The following is a 23999-nucleotide window of genomic DNA, read 5'->3' on the forward strand; positions in this document are numbered from 1 at the left end:
CCTCGTATTGTCGCCTCTCACAGGAAAGGCACAGGAGCTGGGGACCGAGAGGCTGGTGGCTGTGCGTGGTGGCGGCGACGGGGAACGCTGACACGACCGTCGGACAGGGCGGGATCATCGAGGCGGTCGACCGTGCGCTGACCACGCACGGCAGGGCCCTCCTCACCGGACCCGCCGGCGCGGGCAAAACAGAGGTGGTGCGCGCCGTCGCGGCCGCCGCCGAGCGCCGCGAGACCGTGCTCCGCCTCGCCCCCGAGGCCGGCGACGAGGCGATACCCGAGGCCTCGGCCGCCGCCCTGCTCTCCACCGTCCCCCGCACCGCGCTGGAACGGCTGGCCGGACCGCAGCGCACCGCCATCGCCCTGCTGCGCCGCGAGACCGACGAGCCCCGCGACGGCCGCGACCACGTCGCCCTGCGCCTCGCCCTCGTCGAGGTCCTGCGCACCCTCGCCGCCCGCACCCCCGTCCTGATCGTCCTCGACAACGCCCAGTGGCTCGACGCCGAGAGCGCCGATCTGCTCCGGTTCGCCCTGCGCCTCACCCCGCCCCGCGTACGGGTCCTCGTGGCCGAACGCGTCCAGGGCGGCGGCCCCGCCACCGAACCCCTCTGCGGCCCCGGCACCCCCGAGATCCGGGTCCCCCCGCTCGGCGCCGAGGAGATCGCCGAACTCCTCGTCCGCCACAACCTGCCCGCCCGCCTCGCCGGCCGCATCCACCAGGCCAGCGGCGGCAACCCCCGCCTCGCCCTCGCCCTCGGCCACTCCCTCGCCGAGGCCGGCGGCGCCCGCGACGGCGGAGCCCACCACGCCGACACCCTGCCCGTCTCCGGACAGGCCCGCGAGGTCGCCCGCAGACTGCTCGCCGAAGCCCCCGCCGAGGGCCGCCGCACCCTGCTGCTCGCCGCCCTCGCCACCCGCCCGACCACGGCCCTGCTACGGCGGGCCGGCCGCCCCGACGCCGAGAGCGAGCTCGCGCGGGCCGAACGGGCCGCACTGGTCACCGTGGGGGAGGACGGCGCGGTCCGGTTCACCGCCGGGGCGCTGCGCACCACGCTCGCCGCCGACGCCGGATGGCCCGAACGCGCCGCCGCGCACGCCGCGCTGGCGGGCGCCGTGGACGATCCCGTCCAGGCCGTACGCCACCGCGCGCTGGCCGTGGACACCCCCGACCAGTGGCTCGCCGCCGAGATCACCGAGGCCGCCGCGGCCTGCCGGCGCCGCGGCCAGCGCGCCCTCGCCGCCGAACTCGGCCTGCTCGCCGCCGAACGCACTCCGGTCGACCTCGCCGGCGAGGAGCTGGCCCGGCTCGTCGCCGCCGCCGAGGACGCCGGCTGGGCCGGCCGCGCCGACCTCGCCCGCCGCGCCACCCGCGCCGTCCTGGCCCGCGACGCCTCGCCCGCCGACCGGGTCCGGGCCCGGCTCGCCGTCATCGACGCCGCCGGGCAGGCCCTCTCCGACCTCGACGAGACCTTCGCCCACGCCATGGCCGACGCCGCCACCGAGCCCTCCCTCCAGGCCGCCGTCCAGCTCCGCGTCGCCTGGAAGCACAACCTCAGCGACGGCGACCCCGTCCGCTCCCGCGACGCGGCCGCCGCCGCCGGAGAGCTCGCCGCCACCGGCGGGGACCAGGTCGCCGAGGCCATGGCCCTGGCCGTCCGGGCCCGCATGGGCCGCATCCTCGGCGACCCCGACGCCGAGGAGATCCTGGCCGAGGCCCTCGCCGTGCCCGCCCCCGAAGTGCCCCTCGGCATGCGCAACGCGCCCCAGTACCTCGCCGTGCGCCACGCCCTCTTCGACGACCGGCTCGACGACGCCCGCCGCCAGCTCCTGGTGCTGCTGCCCGCCGTCCGGCGCACCGGCTCCGCCGAGGACGTCTTCGAGGTGCTGCGCAGCCTCACCGAGGTCGAACTGCGCGGCGGCCGCTGCGCCGCCGGCTCCGCGCACGCCCGGCACGCTCTGGAGCTCACCATCGAGGCGGGCCTCTCGCCCGGACCCGCCTGGTACTGCGCCGCGACCGCCGAGGCGCAGGGCGGCAGCTTCGCGCGCGCCGCCGGATACGCCCGGCGCGGCATCCAGGCCTCCGAGGAGGAACACGACCAGGTCTTCCTCTCCCGCAGCCTGTACGCCCTCGGCCTGGTGGAACTGGCCACGGGAGAGGCCGCGAAGGCGGTCGCCACCCTGCGCCGGGTCGCGGAACTGGAGGCCGCCCAGCAGGTGGTGGACCCCTCCGTCCTGCGCTGGCACGGCGAACTCGCCGAGGCCCTGGTCGCAGCCGACGCGCCCGACGAGGCGGCCCGGCTGATCGAGGACGTCCGTACGACGGCCCGCACGCTCGGGCGCACCACCGTGACCGCCGCCCTCGACCGGGCCCAGGGCCTGTGCCTGTCGGCGCTCGGCGAGGCCGAGGAGGCCGTGGCCCTGCTGGAGGCCACCGCCCGGCGGTTCGAGGCCCTCGGGCTTCCGCTGGAGCGCGGCCGCACCCTGCTCGCGCTCGCCCGGGTGGAGCGGCGCCGTCGCCGCCGCGCACCGGCGCGCGCCGCGCTGCGGGCGGCCGCCGAGGTCTTCGAGCGGGCCGGCGCGAAACCCTGGCTGGACCTGGCGCGGGAGACCGCGCCCGAGACCGCGGCCACCGCGGCCCGCCACCCCGGCGTGGCGGCGCTGACGGACGCCGAGACGAGGCTCGCGCTGCTCGTCAGCCAGGGCGCCAGCAACCAGGAGGCGGCCGCCAAGCTGTTCCTCAGCGTCAAGACGGTGGAGTCCCGCCTGACCCGGATCTACCAGAAGCTCGACGTCCGCTCCCGCGCCCAGCTGGCCACGGCGCTGCGCATCGCCTGAGCGGAGCCGGGGCGCTCCGGCCCGGGCCCGCCTGGCCTTCCGGCCCGGGCCCGCCCGGTCATCCCGCCCGGGCCCGTCCGTTCTTCCGGCCCGCGTCCTGTCCAGGACGCGGCCGGGGACCGTCCCCTTCGCCGACCCGCGCCGCGCGGCGCCCTGGTCATCGTCGGCGGCGAAGGGGCAGGCCCCCGGCAACCCCCGGTGGGTGGTCAGCAGCTGAGGTTGTTCCCCGGCGTGACGCCGAGCAGCTGGGTGAAGCTCTGGTACTTCGAGACGCGGCTCTGGACCTGGCCGGGGTTGCCGCCGTTGCACTCCAGGGAGCCGTTGATGGAGCGGATCGTCTCGCCGAAGCCCGCGCCGTTCACCATCGCCGCGTGCGCGGTCATCGTGCCCGGGCCGTTCTGGGTGTTCCAGTACCAGAGCGCCGTCTTCATGGCGACGGCCGGGTCCTGCTCGACCAGGTAGGGGTTGGCGAGGAGGTTGATGCCGAGGGCGTCGCCAGCGGCCTTGTAGTTGAAGTTCCAGCTCAGCTGGATCGGGCCGCGGCCGTAGTAGGCGGCCTGGCCCGCCGGACAGCCGTAGGGCTGCGTCGCGTCGCAGTAGTGCGGGTAGTTGGCCGTGTTCTGCTCGACGATGTACACCAGCCCGCCGGTCTCGTGCGAGACGTTCGCGAGGAAGGCGGCCGCCTCGCGGCGCTTGACGGTGTCGTCGCCGGTGCGGGCGAAGCCGGGGTACGCGGACAGCGCGGCCACCAGGCCGTTGTACGTGTAGAAGGAGTTCCGGTTCGGGAACATCTGGTTGAACTGGGCCTCGCTGACGACGAAGCCGGAGGGGTTGCCCGGGTCCGGGTCCGGGTCCTGGCCCCCGCCGCCCCCGCAGGCGCCCTGGTCCGACCAGACGCCCCACTGGCCGGTGGTGCCGGGCGTCTCGCCCTGCGTCCACCACTTCGCCAGCCAGTTGTGGCCGCCGTGCGAGGCGGTCATGCCGTTGGTGTAGACGGCCGAGGAGGCCCAGGCGCCGGCGCAGGCCGGTGCGGCCGCGGCGGGCGAGGCGGGCAGTGCGATCGCGAGGCCGAGGGTGACGGCAGCGGCGGCGGCCAGCGAGAGGGCGCGGCGGCGTAGCGCACGTATCACGTAAGAGCTCCTTGAGTGGGGGGAGTTGCCGTGGGGGAGCGACTACCGCCACTGAACCGAAGCTGGTCTGGACCTGTCAAGGTCTAGACCATATAAATCCTGAATCCCTGAATCCCTGACTCCGCAAACGCCGGACCGGCGTGACGACCAGGGTCGTCACGCCGGTCCGGAGGGAACGGATCAGCTGCCGGCGGAGAGGTTGCCGGAGAGCACCGGGATGTTGTCGACGATGTGCGACAGGGACTCGTCGCCCTTCGCCTGGGTGGAGTTCTCGGCGCACTGCTGGTTCTGCGGGTTGGACAGCACGTTGACGTCCTGGACGCCGATGTTGGCGAGAACCGCGACCAGCGACTGGGCGTTGACCTTGGCCGGCAGGCCGACGCAGAGCTTGTTCAGGGAGCCCTGGACGGCGCTGAGCTGCGGGCTCATGGCGCCGTGGGTCTCCTGGTTTCCGTAGATCTGCGAGGCGTTGTTGCCGTTGACCGTGTTGACGCCGTTGTCGTTGCCGATCGCCATCGCCGGGGAGGCGGCGATGGCACCCGCGCCCAGGGCGGTCGCGGCGATCGCGGCGGAGGTCATGAACTTCTTGAGCATGTCTCGGAATCCTTCTTGTCGCATGAGTCGTTCCCCGGCGGGACATGCTGGTCAACTGCCGACGAGGCCCTTGGTTATCGCTCATCACCCATGCGGCCCAACAACTCACTCCCCGTGCGCCGTGGCCGCCCCCGCGTGCGCCCCCTCGTGCCCTGGGGGAGGCGGGGGTCGCGCCGGGAGTGCTCACCGGCGCCCGGCCGCGCGGATCCTCCCGCGCCCCGGGCGGCCGGCGGGGCGGGGCGGTCACCGGGGCGGCTGCTGCGGCCGGGGTGACCGGGAAAGGCGGAGTTGCCCGGTCCCGCCGTCGGGACGGCGAGACTGAGCTCCTCGACGGTGGGGGCGAGGGTCAGCCGGTCTTGCGGCGGACCTTCTTGTTCTTGCCGCCGGCGCCGCTGCTGGAGCCCTGCACCTTGGCCCGGTTCTGGTGGGCCTGCTGCGCGTGGGCGTTCGCCGCGTTGCGGTCCAGCGCCTCCCGGAACTTGCGCTTGGCCGCGTCGGCCGGCGACTCGTCCTGCGGGGTGTCTGTTTCGTCAGCCATCTTGTCCTCCTGGGGTGATCAAGCCGTTTCAGTCTGTCAGCTGCCGTGCCCGCTGACCAGCGGTTTCCCGCCGGACGTGGCGGACCGCCGCCGAAGCGGCACCACATCGGCACCACATCGGCACCGGCCGCCGCGACCGCGATCAGGCCGGTGCGGCCGGTGCCTGCGCCCCGTTTCCCGCCCGGATCGCGGCCAGCGCGGCCCGGTGGAGCGCGTGCGGATCACCGTGCGGGAGCGGGCTGCCGCTGAGCGTGTACCACTCGTCGGCGTCGGTGTACTGCACCTCGAACCGGATCTTCCCGTCCGGTGCCGCGACGGTACGCAGCGTGAGCGGACCGGTGATGACGCCGACCTCGTCGGTCATCGCGCCGCCCGGTCCGGCCGGCACGTCGTCCTGCCACTCCTGTGGGTGATTCATCGGCCGCACGTGTCGATCATGGTGGTGAGCATGGCCCTCTCGGGTTCGGTGACGGTCAGACCATAGTCGGATTTCACGACGGTCCACGCCCGCCCGTACTGGCACCAGCTGCTCTTGTCCGTCGGCTGCCACAGGTCGGGGCTCTGATCGCCCTTCGACCTGTTGGAGGCCGCCGACACCGCCAGCAGCTGCGGGTGGGTCAGGTCGTTCGCGAAGGCCTTGCGGCGGGCGGCGTCCCAGCCGGCGGCGCCGGAGCGCCAGGCCTCCGCGAGCGGCACCATGTGGTCGATGTCCAGCTTCCCCGCGTCGGTCGTGGCCGAGCCGTCGTACAGGCTCTTCCAACTCCCCGACACGGCGCGGCACTCGGCGTCCTGGGTGACCCCGGAGCCGTCCCGCTTGAGGACGACCTCCCGGGTGTCGCACTTGTTGCCCTGCTCGGCCCAGTGCGTGAACTTGTCCCGGCTGTACCCGGCCATGGTGCCCGGTTTGGCCACCTTCAGGCCGGCCAGCCGGGTACGGGCCACGGCCGCGGTGACCATGCCGGGCAGCACGTCCCCGGCGGCCGGTTTGCCACCGCCGGCCGGCGCGGACGGGGCGGGCGCGGAGGTCTTCCCGCTCGGCTTGCCGCCCGCCTTCCCGTCCGGCTCGCCGGCCGCGCCGCCGGTGGATCCGGCGCATCCGGACAGGCCCAGCACCAGCGCGACGGCCAGTGCCCCGCCCCGTACGCGTATCTGACGTCCCATGACCCCACCCCGAGCAGACTCCGCACTCCGACCGGGGAAGACTACCCATAACCGGACATCCAACCGCACGAAACGAGCCGATGGGCGGTGAAGATCACACCGGTTCATGCGCCTTTAGGGGGACTTCGCCCGATCAGGCCCAGGAGGCCGCCACCAAGGAACGCTCCGCCGCCGCGAGATGGGCCGCCGCCGCCAGCCAGGCCCACGCGTACCGCTCGGCCGACGCGTCCGCCAGACGCCCGAAGGCATCGCGCGGGCGCCGGTCCGCCTCCGCGGTGAGCGCGGCGGCCAGCTCCGCCGCCGAGCCGAACCCGGCCCGGCGCAGCGCCGCCGCCAGAGCGGCCGGCTCCGCGCCGCGCGCCGCCTCGGCCACCGCCCGCCGCCCGCCCGCGACGCCCGCCTCCAGCAGCCTCCGTACCCGCCACAGCGGGGAGTCGGCCAGCGGATCCGCGCCGGCCGCGGGCGCGGACTCCTGCGGTACGAGGCCTTCGGCACCACCCGGGAAATGGGCGCCCTGGAGGCGGTCGTAGCCGAGGTCCGCCCGGCCCAGCCATTCCGGCGGCAGCCGCAGCGAGTGCTCCGCACCGGGTACGGGGCCCGCCGCGAGCGGCCGCAGGGTCGCGGCCCGGTCCAGGTCGGGGCGCCCCAGCACCCGCAGCACCAGCCCCGGATGCCCCGCGATCCTGCGCAGGTTGGCCGCGTGCGGCAGCTCCGGATGCGGATGCGCGGGTGCCAGCCGCAACAGCGGAGCGCCCGGGGTCAGTTCGCGGACCAGGACGTGGTCGCCGCTCGCCCCGACCACCCGGACGTCGCAGCCCAGCAGCCCCGGCTCGGCCCCCTCGGCGGGCATCGCGGCCACGGCCTCGGCCGCAGGCCGGGAGAACAGGGCCGCCGTCGGGCCCTCGCCCCACGCCACACCGCCCACCGCGGTCGCCCGCACCCCGCGCCCGGCCCCGAGCCGCCCCTCGGGCGACACGGTCGCGCCGACGACGCGCAGGCCGCCGCGCGCCAGCCCGGCGTGGTCCAGCACCGCCCCGCCGAGCGCGACGGAGGCGGCACCCGCACCCCGGGCGCGGGACAGGCCGCCGGGGCGGACGTCGGACACCGAGTAGTGCGCCCCGTCCACGCCCAGCAGGTGCGTGGCCACACCGCCGTACCCGGTCGCGGAGAGCACCGGCTCCCGGCACAGCCCGTACACCCGCAGGCTGCCGCCCGCCTCGTAGGAGCGGCGGACGGCCCCGGTCAGCCCGGCGCCCGCCGCGCCGGACGCCAGCAGCCCGGCGGTGTAAAGCAGTTCGCGGAAGGCCCCGGTGAGCTCCGCCAGCCGCTGCGCCGCGCTGCGGTCCCGGGCGGCGCGCAGGCCCCGTACCACCCGCAGGGCGGCGGCCTCGGCGCGCGGCAGCCCCGCGATCCGCGCGGTGTGCGCGGCCCGCAGCAACTCGGCCTGGACGACGGCGCCACCGGCCGTCACCCCCGCCGCGAGCGCCTCGGCGGCGGCTCCCCAGAGCGCGGCCGCCGCCCGCACCTGCGCGGCGGTGAGCCCCCCGCCTTCCGCGGCCCCCTCCGCCCCGCCCGCCGCGGGGCCCGCCGCAGGCCCGGCCGCCGCGCGGGCCGCCGTCGTCGCCGTCGTCGCCGCGGATGCCCCGGGCGCCGCACCGGGCCCGGCGGCTGCCGCGGGCCCCGTCACCGGGTCGGGCCCCGGGGCCGGGGGCGCCGGCTCCTGCGGGTCCGCGATCGGGGACGCGCCGAGTACCGCCGCGCGGTGCAGGCAGCGCGGAGCCAACAGGCAGCCGCAGACGGCCTGGTCCGCCTCCGTGACCACCCCCGAAGGGCCCGGCCGGAGGGTGACCACCGCGTCCTCGCCGAACCGGACGCCGACGCTCCCGTCGGCGGCCCGGACGGCGCCGGCGGCGCAGCCCTCGATCGCGGCGTCGAGCTTCTTGCGCAGCCGTCCGCTCAGGCTCTCCACCGCCTCGGCGAGGACCTCGGGGGCGACGGCGGGAAGGAGGACCGAACCCGGCCCGCCGGTGCTCGACTCATCGATGCTCAATTGGATTCTCCACGAAGGCGTTCGCCCACCCAGCGGGCGAGGGCGAGAGGACTGAGCGCGGCCACCGGCATCCCGGCCGCCACGAGCTGCCGCGCCACCGGCACCGAGTACCGCGGCGTGCCCGCGTCGTCGAGCGCGGCGCAGCCCAGCAGATGGGCGCCGGAGGAGGCCAGCGCGTGGACCTCGCCGAGCAGCCCGCCGAGCGGCGCGCCCTCCTCGAAGTCGCTGACCACCACGACCAGCGTCCGGCTGGGCACGGTGATCAGCGAACGGGCGTGCGCGAGACCCGCCGCGATGTGCGTACCACCGCCGACACGGACCTCCAGCAGCAGAGACAGCGGGTCCTCGACCCGGTCGGTGAGGTCCACCACCTGCGTGGAGAACGCCAGGAAGTGCGTGGAGAGGGTCGGTACCCCGCCCAGCACCGCCGCCGTCAGCGCCGACCAGATGACGGAGGCCTCCATCGATCCGGACACGTCCACCACCAGGATCAGCCGCCAGTCCGCCTCCCGGCTCGCCCGCGTGCTGAACACCGGCCGCTCCGGTACGACCACCACCCGGCCGTCGTCCAGCCGCCGGGTGTGCGCCAGGTTGGCCCGCAGGGTCCGGGCCAGGTCGAGCCGGCCGCCGGGCCGCCGCGTCGGACGCGGGGTGGCGATGCCCGACAGCGCCGGCCGCAGCCGGGTCGCCAGCTCCCGGGCCAGCTCGTCGACGAGCCGCTTGACCAGCGGGCGCAGCCGGGCGAGCTGCGCCTCCGGCATGCCCCCGGCGAGCGAGAGCACCGAGGTCAGCAGCTCGACGGAGGGGCGCACGAGCGCCGGGTCGAGCTGGGCCAGCACGTCGGTGCGCCCCGCGCCGGCCGCGTCGGCGAGCACCTCCTCCCGTACGTCCGCGCCGAACAGGGCCTCCAGCTCCGCCGACCACTCGCGGGCGGTGGGGAAGGAGGGATCCTGGCCGCCGCCCCGGCCGGCGCCGCCCTCGACGTCGGAGGCGCCCTCGCCGCGCCCCGCGCCGTACAGCTCGTCGAGCGCGCGGGCGTAGCGGCGCGCGTCGGCCGGGAGCCGATCGCGCTGGCGGCCGAGCAGCAGCCGCCACCGGTCGGCCGGAGCCAGCCGCTGATCCGCCGCAGCGGGGCCGCGGCCGGTGGCGCCCGGAGCCGCCGGGGCCCCGGGCCCGGCCGCGTCGGCCGTCCCGGTCGCCGGGGCCGGCAGCGGCAGGGACTTCAGCGCCGCGAGCCCCGCCGCGTCGGCCGCGGCCCACAGGGCGAGCAGCGCGGGCGGCGCGTCCAGCGATACGTCGATCCGGTCGCCGAGCCGCTCGGTGACGGTGTCCAGGAGCCGCCCCCGGGCCGCCGGGGACAGCGCGTCGAAGCCGCCCCGCAGCGCCGGGAGCCGGTCCAGGAACGCCTGGTCGGCGAGGCCGTCCACCCGGTCCAGCAGCGGGGTGAGCGCCGCCGGCGAGGACTGGAGCAGGGGACCGGCGGCGGTCAGCAGCCCGCCGAGCCTGCGGGCCAGCGCCCGCCGGGCCCCGGGGGTGACGGCGCCGTCGATCCACCCGGCGGCGCGGCCGCCCAGCCCGGCGGCCGGATCCAGGTCCAGGAGCACCCGTACGGCCAGGGCCGCGCCCTGCATCAGCGGCGACGCGGTGTCGGACAGCTCCGCGAGGGCGGAGTCGATGCGGAGCCCCAGGTGCCGGCCCGCGGCCCGGTCGGCGAGTGCCACCAGGGCGCCCGCGTCGGCGGGGTCGTCACTGCCGGCCAGGCCGGGCAGGGCCCGTACCGCGGCCTCCAGGAGCTCACCGGTCAGCTCGCCGGCCGCCGCCAGGGCCTCGGCGGAGGTCCCGGGGAAATGCCCGCGCCGCAGGCCCTCCAGCAGCTCCAGCGCCTGGAGGAGTTCGGGCAGGGCGGCGGTCTCGGGCAGCACTGCGGCCGCCTCGTCCATGCGTACGTCGACCAGCTCGGGCAGCTCGCACCGCGCGGCGGCGGCGAGCCCGGTCAGGATCTGCGCCGGAGTCGGGCCGCCCTCGGCGGCGGCCCGGCGTGCGACGTCCCGCAGCGTCCCGGCGGCCGCCTGGGCGGCGTTGACGCCGCGGACCCCCGCCAGATCGAGGCGCGCGGGCACGGACGGCGTCCAGGACAGCCGCCACTTGGTGCCGAGGGCGGTGCCGTCGCCGGTGGCCGCCACGGCGAGCTGCTCCCCGTAGGAGGCCCCGCAGACCAGCAGCCGTTGCAGCATGACCTCGCGGCGGGCGTCGAGCGGCGAGCGCAGCGGATCGAGGCGGACCTCCCGGGGCGCGGGGTCCCGCGGGGACGGCAGCCGCAGCTCGGCCAGCTCGGCCTCGACGGAGGGTCCGAGCCCGGAACGCGGGGCGTGCGGCGTGACCCGGCCGCGGCCGGTCCCGACGAGCACGGCCTCCAGGGCGCGGGCCTGGGGCCGCCCCCCGCCGAGCACGGAGCCCACGGCCTCCAGCAGTTCGCCCCGCCCGGGGGCCGGCAGCGCGCGCAGCCCGGCCAGGTCGCAGGCGACCCGCAGCATCTCGGCCGCCTCACCGGTCCCGGCGACGTGCCCGGCCCGGCGCAGCTCCCGGCACACCCCGACGATCGCGACGGAGGCGGCCTCCCGTACCCGCTCAGGCTCCCCGCCGGCCTCCAGCACGGCCTGCTGCCACAACGGGTCCCGGATCCCGGCGGGATACCCGGACCGGGAGTCGAGCAGCTCGTACGCGTAGGCGACGAGCGACGTCACCACCCCCTGCCCGGAGCTCCCCCCGGACCCCGCGCCGGTGCCCTCCCCGACAGGAACCCCGTTTACCGGGCCCGGGCCGGTCCGGCCCGGGGTCGCGTCGGGTCGCCCGGCGACGGGCGGCACCGGGTTGGCGCCCGCACCGGCCGTCCCCGTGGCCGGGCCGGTACCGGCGGTCCCCGCGTCGGGGAGCGGCAGGGCGCTCGTGTCCGAGGGGTCGGGGTTGGCCGGAGCATGTCCGTGTGGGGCCGGGGCCACGAGGGCCGGGGCGTGGAAGGCGCCGATGACGGCGGCCACGCGGCGGCCGCCGGACGCGGCCCCGGCGATGACCTCCCGCATCCGGGCCTCGCGGGCCAGGTCGGTGGCGGGGACGGCCGCGTCCGCGCGCAGCCCCCACCCGACACCCAGCGCGGCGCGCCGTACCGCCTCCGGGGAGCAGCCCGGAGCCAGCACCTCCACCGCGCGGTCCCACAGGTCGTCACCGTCACGTCCCGAGCCGGACGCGGACAGCGCGTCCGCGAACGGCCGCCGCCCCGGGGCCGGGGCCCCGGCCCCGCCCGGCAACGTCCACCCCGGGTCGCCGAGCGGCAGATCGCAGCACACGACCTCCGCCCCGCGCGCCCGCGCCCAGCGGATCGCCGCCAGCTCGGGCGAGAAGTCCGCGAACGGGTAGAACGCCAGCCGGCCCTCCGCGCCGGCCCCGGCCAGCGCGACCGGCGCCACCGTCTCCGGGTCGGCCAGATGCCCCAGCCACGGCTGGAAGTCGGCCGGCAGCTCCACGCAGACGACCTCCGCCCCCGCCGCGTCCAGCAGCGCCGGCACCACCGCGGCCAGCGCGGGGCTGTGGTGCCGCACCCCCAGCAGGTACGGCTCGCGGCACGCGGCGAGCGCGTCCACCGCCGCCCGGGGATCGATCAGCTCCGTCACCGAAGGCTCCCGCGCAGGTCCCACAGCCGCCGCCACATCGCCGAGCCGTCCTCCGCGCGGCGCCGCACCGGGCCGTCCCAGTACCCCAGCAGCCGCCCGTGGTCGGCCGGGTCGTCCTTGCGCACGACACCCAGCAGATGCCCCGGCAGCAGGTCCAGTACGTCCCCGCCCGGCAGGTACGCCGCGGCGACCCCCAGTGACGCGGCCACCTGTACGGCCTCGGCGGTGGACATCACCGTGCCCGGCCGCTCCACGTCCCAGCCCTCGGCGGAGCGCCCGGACCGCAGGTCCCGGAAGACCGTGACGAGCGCGTCGAGCACCGCGTCGTCGACCCCGAACGAAGCCCCGGCCCGCTGTACCGCGGCGACGGCCTGACGGCGGATCAGCGTGGCCTCCGCGTCCGCGTCCGCGATCGGCTCGACCGTCTCGAAGTTGAACCGCCGCTTCAGCGCGGCGGACATCTCCGAGACCCCGCGGTCACGCAGGTTGGCGGTGGCGATGACGGTGAACCCGGGGGCCGCCGAGACCACCGCGTCCTCGGTCGCGGTCAGCTCGGGCACGCTGACCCGCCGGTCGGACAGGATCGACACCAGCGCGTCCTGTACCTCCGGCAGGCAGCGGGTGATCTCCTCGACGCGCGCCACTCGGCCCGTCCGCATCGCGGAGAGCACCGGGGAGTCGACGAGCGCGCCCGCACTCGGGCCCTGGGCCAGGAGCAGGGCGTAGTTCCAGCCGTAGCGGAAGGCGTCCTCCGTGGTGCCGGCGGTGCCCTGCACGGTCAGCGCGCTGGTGCCGCAGACGGCGGCCGACAGGAGTTCGGACAGCATGGACTTGGCGGTACCGGGCTCGCCGGTCAGCAGCAGCCCGCGTTCACCCGCGAGGGTGACCACGCAGCGCTCCACCAGCGCCCGCTCGCCGACGAACTTCGGGGCGATCGCCAGCTTGGCCGGCAGGCCCGCGCGCCGGCGCCCCGGCAGGACCAGTTCGGCGCCGTCGCTGCCGCAGACGAACGTGACGACGGCGCGCGGGGTCAGGGCCCAGCCGGGCGGCCTGGGCCCGGTGTCCTGGGCGGCGAGAAAGGCCAGTTCGGCGGCGTACCGCTCCTCGGCCGGCATGACCTGCCGGGCGGGCGCGGGCTGTTCGGTGACGGTCATCGGGGTCGTCCTCTGAGGTGATGCGGGAATCGGAATCGGGAATCGGGAACGCGGACATGAGGCAAAGGGGGGAGGGGGCGGGCGCGGCGCACCCCGCAGGGCAGCGCCGCGCCCGCCGACGGGAGCTCCCACCGGGGCGCCCGGTGTCAGCGCCGTCGGGTGCGGGTGCGCTTGACCTTGAGCTCCTCGAACCGGGGCGCGTCGCCCTCCCGCACACGCCGCCAGGCCCGCTCGTACAGCTCCGCGACCGGCTCGGTCGGCACCAGCACGCCCAGCGTCGGGTACTCGCCGCAGACCAGCCCGTACAGCGGGAGCTTCCACGTCTCTACCGGCAGCGCCGGCGCGGCCGACTCGGCCCACCCGCCCGGCAGGAACAGCGAGCGTCCGGCCCGGCTGCGGCTGGCCTCCACCACCAGCTCGGTGGCGGCCAGTTCGGCGCGGGCCGCCTTGAGGCGGGCCGGCTTCCAGCCCGTCCACCGCGCGACGTTGCGGTCGGTGGGGTCCGGCATCGCGAGCAGCGTCAGGTACAGCACCGCGGCGTCGGCGCCCAGCCCGTACGCCTCGCCCACCTCCGCCACCAGCCCCGGTACGGAGCGGCTCGGGTCCTGCGGCCACCAGGTGCCGTCCGCGTCGGTCCCGCCCGCCGCCGGGGCGCCCGGGTCGGCGAGCAGCCGGGCGAACGCCGGTTCACGCACGGCCCGCAGCGCCGTCTCGACGGCGCCGGGCAGCTGCTCGTCCCCGCGCAGCAGCGGCAGGTACGGGTCGCAGCCGGTGGAGTCCAGCAGCGTCGGCACCAGCGCGGGCTTGGGACGGTGGTCGTGCGTGGGCAGCACGACCGCGCCGTACCGCTCGTAGCCCTCGGCGGTCTCGGTCGGGTTCCCGGCCGCCGTGCGGAAGGAGCCGAGGTCCGCGTAGTTGTCGAGGCTCAGCAGCAGTTCGGGCGCCGCGAGCCGCTGTCGCAGGGCGGTGAGCACCGGCGGCAGCCCCGCGCGCAGCCCGTCACCGGCGGGCAGCCGGTGGGCGAGCCAGGCGGCCAGCCTCAGCGAACCGGTCAGTACGGCCGAGTTGAAGGGCCGTTCGGCCGGTACGGCCGGCTCCACGTGGTCGCCGACGACCTTCCAGGGCAGGTCGGCGGAGAGCTCCGGCGCGGCCGCCGGGTCGAGCAGCGCGGCCAGTCCGTGCCGCCCGGCCCACCCGTGCCGCGCGACGCGGGCGACCTCGGTCGTCAGCCAGTCCGGTACCGGCGTACGACGGCCCACCCGCCGGTTCCACACCGCCGCGGCGGCGGCCACGTCCGGCCCCTCGCTCCACAGCCGCGCCGGATCGGCGGGCAGCAGCGCCGCCACCACGGCCTGCCGGACCCCGCTGGGGAGCGCCTTGAGCTCGTCGCGGGCGTGGCCCGCCTCGGTCGCCTTGACGCCGAGCACCTTGCGCTCCTGCGCGGGCAGGAAGTTGTTCTCCCAGCTGTCGACGCGGGGCAGCCCCGCGACGATCAGCCTGGCCATCACACCGGAGACCCCGGTGAGCCGGAAGAACTCCTCGGCGGCCTCCGCCACGAAGGGCGCCGCGCCCCGGCCGGCGGCCTCGTCGAGGAAGACGGAGAGCCAGCCCGGGCCGCGCTCCCGGTCGCCGAGCGGGGCGTCACCGAGCGCGGTGTACGGGCCGGGGACGTCGAGGCGGCCGGTGGGGTCGTACAGCAGCGCCCCGAACTGGTGGCCGTCCGGCACGGAGGTGTCGTCCTCGGTCAGGGCGAGGACCGCGCCGCCGCCGAGCGGGAGCACCGCCCGGTGCGGCACGCTCCGGGCGAGGCCGTCGGGGGTGCTCAGGTGGCGCTGGTCGAGGTGGACCAGGACCCGGCGCCAGTGCGCGGCGCAGCCCTCGGCGGAGTCCAGGCCGAGTTCGTCCACCAGCCGGAGCACGGTGACGAGCGCCGCCCGCTCCTCCTCGGAGGCACCGACGGCGACGGCCCGGTAGGCGAGGGCGGCGGGCTGGTCCAGCAGCGCGGTGAACGGCAGCGAGCTGTACGGCAGCGCCGGCATCTCGAAGTGCAGCCGGCCGGGCACCCCGGGCGCGTCCGTCCGGGACCGGGCGGCGACGAGCTCGCGCAGGAACCGGTGCGCGGTGTCGTTGTCGCCGCCGTAGCCGTAGTACCCGGTGCCGGTCACGCCGTTGAGGGCGTCGCCGAGCAGCCGGTCGGCGGGCCCCCGCACGGTCTCGGCGGCGGCCGCGGCGTCGGGGTGCAGGCGGGCCGCGACCCCGTCGAGGGACTTCTGCTGGCTGACCGCGAACCGCAGTACCTCGACGACGCCGCCGATCATCTTCGGGTCGGTGACCCCGGGCAGCGCCGCGCTCACCAGGCCCGGCAGCTCTTCGGCCGTGCGGACCCCGATCGCGGCCTTGAGCAGCGCGCCGACGGTCTCCCGGTCGGCCGCGCGCAGCACCAGCGAGGCCTCGGGGTCGCGCGGGCGCAGCGCGTACCAGTAGTCCAGGGGCGGCAGGTCCACGCTGCCGGTGGCGAACCCGGCGGACCGGTGGGTGTCGTGCGAGGTGACGGTGATCACGCCGTCGGGGTCGGTCAGGTTCAGCTCGCGCCAGCGCTCGGTGACGGCGCGCGGGCGCTCGTCCCCGGGGAACACGACGGCGGCGACGGGCATCTGGTGGCCGTCGGGCACGACGACCGTGCGCCCGGAGGTGTCGGAGGCCTGCCACCCCTGGTCGCGGACGTGGACGGGCCGCCAGCCGAGCAGGCCGTCGACGGGCGCGCCCAGCACCGAGCCCGGCACGGTGGGAGCGGGCCGCAGCCGGCAGGAGGCCAGGGCGAGGTTCGAGCCCTCCGGGTGCCCGCGCAGCGCGTCGGAGAGGACACCGGGCAGGGACCGGCGGCCGTGGCGGGCGCCGGCGGGGGCGGTGGGGTCGTACTCGCGCCAGCCGGGCTCGGGGTTCTCGGCGCGGTTGCGGTCCCACCCCTCCCACACCCAGTAGGAGGTGCCGTCCGACAGCATCGCCCGCTCGGCGGGCAGCGCGGTGTCGCCCGCGTGCAGGACGCCGGCGCCGGTGGCCCGGCCGCCGCCCGGCAGCGGCAGGCTGATGTGCTCGGAGCGCAGGTCCCAGTGGCTGCGGCCGTTGGTCTCCAGGGTGAAGACCTCGTCGGGCGCGGTGTGCCAGTAGCCCTCCGTCGTGGGGTTGCTCCAGGACGACCAGAAGACGAGCAGCGCCCCGTCGACGTAGTGGAAGCCGTAGTGGTACGAGGTGGTGCCGCCCGGGGTGCGCAGATCGTGCGTCAGGACGGTCCCGTCGGCGTCGAGGACACGGACCTGGGTCCGGCTCGCCACGATCAGGTACGGCCACGCCTCCACGACGGTCAGGCCCTGCGTCCCCTGGCCGGGCTGCATCTCGGCGACCGCGCTCTCCCAGGCGGGCCAGGCCAGTTCCTCCAGGAGGCCGCCGCGCAGGGTGCGCGCCAGGGTCTCGCCCAGGTCGGTGGCGGCCGCCGCGGCCACCTCCACCGGGGCCAGCTCCAGCGCCTCGTACGGCAGCCACGTCAGCCGCGCGATCGCGTCGGGCACCCCGGGCAGTCCGGCGGCCTGCGAGGACCGGGCGACCTCGCGCACCCATTCGGTCAGCAGCGGGCGCCCGCCGGGCGCGGCGGCGACCTGCCGGACTATGTCCTCGCCGGCTTCGCTCAGCCCGTTCAAGGCCTTGCGGAAGGCGGGGTGGAAGCGCTCGTCGGCGCCGAGGGCGACCAGATCGCGGCGCTGCCCGGCGCGGGCCCAGTCGCTCAGGTTCAGCTGGGCGTTGCCCTTGGGGTCGGGAGCGGCGACCGGGATCTCCAGCGAGAGCAGCAGGTCCAGCAGATCGACGTCCTCCACGTCCACCCGCAGGCCCTCCTCCCGGCCGGGCAGGGCCAGTTCGGCGCGCAGCCGCCCGGCGCAGCGCCCGACGAGGTCGAGCAGGGACGGCGGAGTGGGGCGCCGGCCCCAGCCGGTGTGGCGGGCCTTGTGGAAGCGCTCCAGCCAGCCCGCGGTGCCGTCCGGGGAGCGTTCCTCGGCGGGCACCTCCTCGGCGGCCAGCCCGGCGGTCGCGCCGGACTCCTCCAGGACGTCCAGCCACAGGCCGGTGAGGTCGCCGTCCCCGCCGCCGCCGGGCGGGGTCAGCCCGAGCAGGGTGCCCCGTACGGACGGGACCCGGCGGGCCAGCTCGACCAGGGCGCCGCGGTGCGCCGTCCACCAGCCCTGCGAGGCGCGCATCGTCGCGGGCAGCGGCAACAGCTCGGCGAGGTAGTCCTGCTCGGGCTCGGTGCCCTTGAGTCCCGCGGCCCTGGCCAGGCGGCGCAGCTCGACGGCGACCTGCGCGGAGGGCGCCAGTCCGCCCGCGGTGCGGCGCACGCACAGCCGGCGGAACCGCTCGAACGCCTCGGCGGGGGACACCCGCGCCGTCAGCTCCTTGCCGTACCCGGTGAGCACCTTCACCGGGAGGGCGCCGGCCAGCGCGAACTCCAGGAACGCGGCGTCCAGGCGCTCCTCGTCGATGGTCAGCCCGTTCTGCGCCTCGGCCTTGCGGGCGCGGGTGAACAGCTGTCCGGCGTACGTGGTGTTCTCGACGCCGAGGAAGACCCGCGCGGCCTGCTCGTAGAAGACGGGCAGGAAGTGCGGGACGGAGGCGCCGAGCCGTTCGGCCATCTCCAGGCAGGCGTCGAGCGCGGCCTTCGGCTTGGTCTTGGCCTGCCGGGCGGCCCGGTCGAGTTCGGGGACGAGGGCGAGCGCGTGGTGACCGTCCTTCGGGTGGTGCACCAGCACCCACTCGGGGAACCCGAGGGCCTGGCGCTGCCCGAGGCCGACCACGGGCGGTTCGCCGTCCTCGGGCACGAGGCCCAGGAATCCGGCGGCGAGGTCCTCGGCCGCGCCGAGTTCGGCGGCGGCGAGCCGCACGACGACGCGGCCCTCGTCGAGGGCGGGGTGCCGGTAGGACCGCGCGGTCAGGTCGACGGCCCCGGGGCCCGCGTCCGGGGTGCCCGTCGGGAGCACCGCGCCCGCCTTGAGCAGCAGTTCGGCCTCGCTCACGGCCCGCCCCTTGGTGTTCTCGGTCGTGGTGTTCACGCGTTCCCGCCCTCTTCGATCGTGCGCCCGGCGTACAGCGCCGCGGCCATCCGCATCCCCTCGGACCAGGCCACCGGCCCGACCTGGGTCAGCCGCACCGCCTGACCGTCCTCGCCGTGCCAGCTGAGCCCGCCGGTCGTCTGTTCGTCGTCGTAGTACGGCTCGCCGATCCACACCGACGCCTCCGTGGTCCGGCCGCCGTCGCGGACGGTGGTGGTGGCGTAGCCGCCGGAGACCCGGTAGCCGAGCCCGGTGGCCCGCGCGGCGAGGCTGAAACGGTTGGGGAACGCCCCGCCCGCGTAGTCCCGCACCTCGTTGGTGTTCGCCGGGAGCACCTCGGGGCGCTCCCAGGTCGCCCGGTGGATCTGCTCGACCCGCTGGGTGATGCCGAGTTCGGCCGCGAAGTCCCGTACGTCGTCCAGGTCGGGCAGCAGCACCGGGTGCGGCAGGGTCACCGTGCGCGGGGAGAGCCGTACGGTCTCGCCGTCCAGGTTGACCACCTTCAGCTCGCCGGCGTCGGTGGCGTCCCGCAGGAAGCCCACCTCGTCCGGGTCGTCGCCGACGACGGCCATGTCGCGCAGGGCCTCCCGCCAGGCCTCGTCCCGCCACACCCGGGCGAGCAGCGCGGTCGGCACCGGCAGGGAGGACACCATCCAGCCGTCCACCTGCGCGACGCAGGCGGCCGCGTGCCGGTCCAGCCACTCGGCGAGCTGGCGCAGCCGGTCCACCTCGGGGTGGTCCCGCAATGCCTTGGGCAACGCCTTCAACTGCCGCCCCGTGGCGCCGCGTGCCACCACGCGCCCGTCCACGAGGGCGATCTCGTACCCCTCACCCGCCGCCAGCCAAGCCATCAGCCGTGCCCCTCCGCCTGTTGCGAATCCGCTTCCGCGCAGCCCTCACCGGGGCGACGACAACGCCCCTGAGCTGCGGTATGCGGGGAGACTAGCGAGGGCCACTGACAACGCCACCACCAGGGAGGCGGGATGGGCGGTACGCGGGTGCCGGCGGGCCCGCCGGGGGCGGCCGGGAGCGACCGGGGACGGCCGGGCGGACGACGAAGCCCCGGGACCACCGGGCCCGGGGCTTCGCGCACTTCGCTTGACCGCCGTGTTCAACGACCGGCGCTCCCCGAGGTCACGCGGTCCACGGCGGCCATTCGCGTCAGGTCGGCCGTCAGCGCGTCCAGCCAGATGGCGGCGGCGAAGAACAGCGGCGGCCCGAGCTCCGGCGCGGCCGGCCCGTAAGGGGCTCCGGGGGCCGGTTCGGCTCCGGGGGGAGCGGGCGCCCGCCGCAGGCCGTCGGCGACCCCCGCCGCGTGGGTGTCCGCCCAGGCGGCGGCCTCCGGATCGAAGGCGGGGCCCGAGCGGGCCAGCAGCCGCCGAGAGCCCCACAGCACGTGATGGCCCGTCATCAGGACCGCCTGCCAGTCCGCGACGGGTCCGGTGTGCTCGCGCGGCTCGCTCTGGTACTGCGCGAAGGCCGACTCCGCCATGATCAGCGCGTGCTGGAGCGGCTCGTCGTCCGGGGCGTCCGCGGGCCGGGCCGCCACCACGGCCGCCGTCGTGTCCTCGACCGTCTTCGCCGCCGTGCGCAACAGGACGGAGGCGGAGCGGCGCAGCTCCCGCTGCGCCCCGCGCGGCCAGGCCAGCAGCCCGAACACCATGCCGATCAGGCTGCCGATGACCACGTCCAGGATCCGGACCTCGGCCAGCTGCCAGGTCGCGGGGGCGAGCTGCGCGAAGACGAGGGAGACCACCACGGTGAACATGCCCTGTGCCCAGCCCACTCCCCGGACCGGCCCCACGCTGAACGCGACCAGCATCACGAAGGGCAGCGCGACGGCGTAGACGGTGGTGTGGCCGGCGACCGTGGCGAGGACGACCCCGGCCACCAGGGCTCCGATCAGGGTGCCGGTCAGGGCCTGGCGCACGCTCGTCCGGGTCTGGGCGACCGTGGTCCGGGTGAGCGTGAGGGCGGCCAGCATGGCCCAGAACCCGTGCGGGAGGGAGTCCAGGCCCGCCACCGTACGGGCGGCCGCCAGCGCGAGGCCGATCCGTACGGCGTTCTGGAAGTACACGGAGCGGGGCCCGGCATGCCCGACCAGCCGGTGCCACCACAGCTGCGGGGCGCGCTTGCGGGCGTACCAGAAGCGGCCGGGGTCGATCAGGGAGGGCGCCGCCGCCCGCCCCCGTACGGCCAGGTCGGCGGCGGTCGCCAGGCCCACGGTCGCGTCCGCCACCTCCAGCAGCGCCGCCCTGTGGCGCAGTACGGGGGCGGTCGAGAGCGGCGGGTCCTGCGCCGTGGCCTCCCCGCGGGCCTGCCGCAGGGCGTCGGCGGCCCCGGTTCCGACGGCCCGGCCCGCGCGCGCGGTGCCGCTCAGCTTGGCCGAGGTCTCGGTGACGGCCCGGCCCGCCGCGGCCAGCAGGTCGGGCCCGTGCCGCGGGGGCCGGTGGCCCGGGGGCGGGGCCAGCCGGAGCAGCCGGGCCAGCAGGGTGCGGGCGGCGAGACCGGCGTGCGCGAGCGCCCGGTCCCGCAGGCCCGGCCCGGCGGGCCGCTCCGCCTCCGCGACGAGGGAGGGCCGCAGCGACTCGCCCGCCGCCATGGCGGCCTCCCGCGCCGCCGGGGACAGGGCGTACGGGGGTCTGCCCAGCTCGTCCGCGCAGCGTGCGGCGGTCGCGGACGCCCGGGCCACCAGCCGCGCGTACGAGGTGTCGCGGCGTTCGGGCAGCAGGAACGCCTCGGCGAGGATCAGCAGCACGATGCCGAGGGTCGCGCCCGCCAGCCGGGAGCCCAGGGTGTCCGGGAGGTACGGCGGGAAGCACGGCAGGATGTAGAGCAGTTGCAGCCCGGGGGAGGCGCCCGCGGCCTTCGGACCGGCCGCCGCGACGAAGGCCACCGCGAAGCCGATGACCAGCACCCCGAGGACGGCGCTCCAGGTCCGTACGGCCAGGTAGGTCCCGGCCGTCACCAGCACCCAGGCGACCGGCAGCGTCCACACCAGCACGGCCGCCCGCTGGGGGCCGGTACCGGGGATGTGGGACAGGGCGGCCATCGAGACCGCCCCGAAGAGGGCGTACGTCGCCGCGACCGAGTCGTCCAGCCCGTACAGGCACAGGTAGAACCCGGCGCAGGCCGCGAGGGTGGTGCGTACCGCGCGGCGCGCCGCCAGGGCCTTGGGGCCCGGACCGCGCAGCCGGCGCAGCCAGTGCGGGCCGCGCGGGTCGAGGGGGCCGCGCGGGCCCGTCGGGCCGGCGCGGCCGCCTCGGTTGCCGCCGTCAGGATCAGCGCCCATGACTCCAGCATCAGCCCCCCGGCCCGAAGCCACCATCCCTGACGGATCTGTCAGTCAGGGCGGCCGGTGGGCGGCGGGTGGGCGGCGGTGCCGAGGCGCAGCCGATCACCGGTCGCCGCTACCGGATAATTGCGCCGTACCCCTGCCGGCGCGAGGCCGGCACGCCCCGGAAACGGGCGAGAAGACACCTGAGATGCCGGGCCGGACGATCGCGCGGCAGGAGATGGAGCCCCCGATGGACGTACAGCACTTCGAGCGGATCACCTCGTTCATCGAGGCGCGGCTCACCCCGCTGTTCGCCGCGGAGACCGGCAGCGACAACGGCTTCGCCATGGACGACACCTCCCGCGCCCTGCGCGCACTGCGCAACGCGGTGCTGGAGGCGTCGGCGGTCAAGGGCCTCATCGAGAAGCGCGAGACGGCCGAGCCCGCGGTGCGCCGCGTCATCGACCAGTCGGTCGAGCACCACTGGGACGTACTGCGCGGCATCGCCCGGCAGTGGGAGGACCACGCCGACTTCGCCCGCGAGTTCAAGCGCCACGCCTGGGAGCTCGACGCGGCCCCGGCGGCGGCCGCGCAGTAGCGGCGGCCCGGCCACGGCGCGGCGGCGGGCGAGCCCGGCCCGATCCGAAAGACGGGCCCTACGGGCGCGGGCGGTGGTAGCGGACCTCCGGGACGGGGACGTCCGCCACGGGGTCGGCGCAGGTGCCGCCGTCCGGGCCGAAGCCGGCGCGCTCGTAGAAACGGCGGGCGCGGTCGTTGCCCTCCACCACCCACAGCCGCATCCCCGGGTACGGGGACAGGCCGAGCACCTGGTCCATCAGCGCCCGGCCCACGCCGCTGCCGATGAGGTCGGGGCGGGCGTAGAGGGCGTACAACTCGCCCTCGCCCGGCGGCAGGTCCTCGTCCCGGGCGGGCCCGAAGCAGGCCCAGCCGGCGACCGTCCCGTCGGCGCTCTCGGCGACCAGCTGCGTCACGCCGGGGGCGGGCGCGGCGAACCGCTCGCGCCGCTCGGCGGCGTCGGCGGCGGCGTCGAGCCCGTCCAGGTAGGACCGCGGCAGCAGCCCGGCGTAGGCGTACCGCCAGCCGGCGATCCGCAGGGCCGAGACGGCGTCCACGTCCGACGCGGTCATTTCGCGGACGACGAGGGGGGTTTCACGCGATGCGGTGGTCATGCGGCCGAGTCTGGCAGGGTGAAATCCGGCCGGGCAAAGGGATTGACCGGCCGAAGCGTCCGATCATGGAACGGATCCGCCCGCGCCGCGCTCTAGCCTGACGCGCACCCGCAGAGGGTGCCACCGGGCCCGCGGGGTCCGGGCCGCCGTTTCGCAGAGAGCTCTCCTGATCCGTGAGTCTGACAAGCACCACGCTCCTGGCCGTCTTCCTCCTCGCCACCGCGATCGTGTTCACGGCCGCGGTCTGGCTGTGGCCACGGCTTGCGCGGCGCGGGTGGAGGCAGGTGCTGGGCCGGGTGGGGCTGGTGGTCGTCGTCCAGGCACTGGTGCTGTCCTCGGTCGGACTCGCCGCGAACCGGAGCTTCCTGATCTACGGATCCTGGACGGAACTCGCGGGACGGGAGAAGGCGACGGCGGCCGACCACGCGGACGTGGCCGGCGGCTCGGCCGTGGAGGTCATCGGCCGGGTGAAGCCGGACTACCCCGGCGGCGGGACGCGCCGGCTGGGCGGTGACATCCAGAAGATCATGATCCAGGGCCAGAAGTCCAAGATCGCGACCCCGGCCTACGTGTACCTGCCCCCGGAGTACTTCCAGAAGGGCAACGAGAAGCGGAAGTTCCCCGCCGCCATCGTGCTCACCGGCTTCCCCGGCACCGCCGAGAACCTGCTGGAGGGGCTGCGGTACCCGAAGACGATGTGGACGCTGGCCAAGGAGAAGAAGTCGCAGCCGATGATCCTGGTGATGATGCGCCCCACCGTCGCGCCGCCGCGCAACACCCAGTGCGTGGACATACCGGACGGCGGCCCGCAGACGGAGACCTTCTTCGGCACCGACCTCCCGCAGGCGATCTCCGGTGCCTACCGGGTCGGCACCTCGCCCCGGAACTGGGCCATCATGGGCGACTCCACGGGCGGCTACTGCGCGCTGAAGGTCGCGCTCCAGCACCCGGAGAGCTACTCGGCCGGAGTCGGCCTGTCGGCGGACTACAAGCCGGACATCGACTCGAAGTCCGGCGACCTCTTCCACGGGAACACCAAGGAGGAGCGGCGGTCCGACCTGCTGTGGAGCCTGGACCACCTGCCGCAGGGCAACTCCTCCTTCCTCGTCACCACCTCCCTGCAAGGGGAGGGGAACTACGGTCCCACGCAGGAGTTCATCAAGAAGGTGAAGGCGCCGGCGCGCGTCTCGTCGATCACCCTGGGCAGCGGCGGGCACAACTTCAACACCTGGAACCGGGAGATCCCGCCCTCGCTGGTCTGGCTCAGCGGCCGCCTCAGCGCGCAGTGACCGCGGGGTCAGGAGACC

15 protein-coding genes are annotated in these 23999 nt (G+C 76.3%); 3 read left to right on the forward strand and 12 right to left on the reverse strand.

Annotation, left to right across the window (positions count from 1 at the left end):
- Positions 1 to 65: 65 nt before the first annotated feature.
- Positions 66 to 2834 (forward strand): helix-turn-helix transcriptional regulator, encoded by a 2769-nt coding sequence (locus tag IE248_RS21740; protein WP_229895443.1) that lies wholly within the window; start codon positions 66 to 68, stop codon positions 2832 to 2834.
- Positions 2835 to 3040: 206 nt separating this feature from the next.
- Here the strand turns inward: IE248_RS21740 and IE248_RS21745 are convergent, their stop codons facing one another.
- The 11 genes from IE248_RS21745 to IE248_RS21795 form a co-directional block, all read right to left on the reverse strand.
- Positions 3041 to 3964 (reverse strand): glycoside hydrolase family 19 protein, encoded by a 924-nt coding sequence (locus IE248_RS21745; RefSeq protein WP_373301570.1) that lies wholly within the window; start codon positions 3962 to 3964, stop codon positions 3041 to 3043.
- A 180-nt stretch (positions 3965 to 4144) separates the two neighbouring features.
- Complete coding sequence (locus IE248_RS21750; protein ID WP_073793990.1) at positions 4145 to 4558, reverse strand: rodlin; 414 nt, start codon at positions 4556 to 4558, stop codon at positions 4145 to 4147.
- A 346-nt stretch (positions 4559 to 4904) separates the two neighbouring features.
- A complete protein-coding gene (locus IE248_RS21755; RefSeq protein WP_037796998.1) occupies positions 4905 to 5096 on the reverse strand; it encodes a DUF5302 domain-containing protein in 192 nt (63 codons plus the stop codon).
- A gap of 142 nt (positions 5097 to 5238) precedes the next feature.
- Positions 5239 to 5514: a hypothetical protein gene (locus IE248_RS21760; protein WP_037799276.1), complete on the reverse strand. Its 276-nt coding sequence runs from the start codon at positions 5512 to 5514 to the stop codon at positions 5239 to 5241.
- A complete protein-coding gene (locus IE248_RS21765; protein ID WP_229895444.1) occupies positions 5511 to 6257 on the reverse strand; it encodes an HNH endonuclease family protein in 747 nt (248 codons plus the stop codon). The genes IE248_RS21760 and IE248_RS21765 overlap by 4 nt, the downstream gene beginning before the upstream one ends.
- Positions 6258 to 6390: 133 nt before the next feature.
- Positions 6391 to 8307 carry a hypothetical protein gene (locus IE248_RS21770; protein ID WP_229895445.1) on the reverse strand — a complete coding sequence of 639 codons (1917 nt, stop codon included), beginning with the start codon at positions 8305 to 8307 and terminating at the stop codon, positions 6391 to 6393.
- Positions 8304 to 11975 carry a DUF5682 family protein gene (locus IE248_RS21775; RefSeq protein ID WP_190031449.1) on the reverse strand — a complete coding sequence of 1224 codons (3672 nt, stop codon included), beginning with the start codon at positions 11973 to 11975 and terminating at the stop codon, positions 8304 to 8306. The genes IE248_RS21770 and IE248_RS21775 overlap by 4 nt, the downstream gene beginning before the upstream one ends.
- Complete coding sequence (locus IE248_RS21780; RefSeq protein WP_073775924.1) at positions 11972 to 13129, reverse strand: ATP-binding protein; 1158 nt, start codon at positions 13127 to 13129, stop codon at positions 11972 to 11974. The genes IE248_RS21775 and IE248_RS21780 overlap by 4 nt, the downstream gene beginning before the upstream one ends.
- Positions 13130 to 13275: 146 nt before the next feature.
- Positions 13276 to 18225: a DNA-binding protein gene (locus IE248_RS21785; RefSeq protein ID WP_229895446.1), complete on the reverse strand. Its 4950-nt coding sequence runs from the start codon at positions 18223 to 18225 to the stop codon at positions 13276 to 13278.
- The gene (locus IE248_RS21790; protein ID WP_073775926.1) at positions 18222 to 19076 is read right to left on the reverse strand and encodes a DUF4132 domain-containing protein; all 855 of its coding nucleotides are present in this window, start codon (positions 19074 to 19076) and stop codon (positions 18222 to 18224) included. The genes IE248_RS21785 and IE248_RS21790 overlap by 4 nt, the downstream gene beginning before the upstream one ends.
- A 260-nt stretch (positions 19077 to 19336) precedes the next feature.
- Entirely contained in the window at positions 19337 to 21517 is a 2181-nt protein-coding gene (locus tag IE248_RS21795; protein ID WP_190031450.1) for an FUSC family protein, read from the reverse strand.
- A 235-nt stretch (positions 21518 to 21752) separates the two neighbouring features.
- Here IE248_RS21795 and IE248_RS21800 point away from each other — a divergent pair, with 235 nt between their 5' ends.
- Positions 21753 to 22100, forward strand: a complete 348-nt coding sequence (locus IE248_RS21800; protein ID WP_037799271.1) for a hypothetical protein — start codon at positions 21753 to 21755, stop codon at positions 22098 to 22100.
- 58 nt (positions 22101 to 22158) lie between these two features.
- On the opposite strand, the gene IE248_RS21805 is transcribed toward IE248_RS21800, so the two are convergent.
- Entirely contained in the window at positions 22159 to 22692 is a 534-nt protein-coding gene (locus tag IE248_RS21805; RefSeq protein ID WP_229895447.1) for a GNAT family N-acetyltransferase, read from the reverse strand.
- Between the two features lie 173 nt (positions 22693 to 22865).
- Between IE248_RS21805 and IE248_RS21810 the strand changes: the two genes are divergently transcribed.
- Complete coding sequence (locus IE248_RS21810) at positions 22866 to 23981, forward strand: alpha/beta hydrolase (protein WP_190031451.1); 1116 nt, start codon at positions 22866 to 22868, stop codon at positions 23979 to 23981.
- Positions 23982 to 23999 lie beyond the last annotated feature (18 nt).

It is taken from the genome of Streptomyces goshikiensis, from assembly GCF_014650555.1.
GTDB classification, from domain to species: Bacteria; Actinomycetota; Actinomycetes; order Streptomycetales; family Streptomycetaceae; genus Streptomyces; species Streptomyces goshikiensis.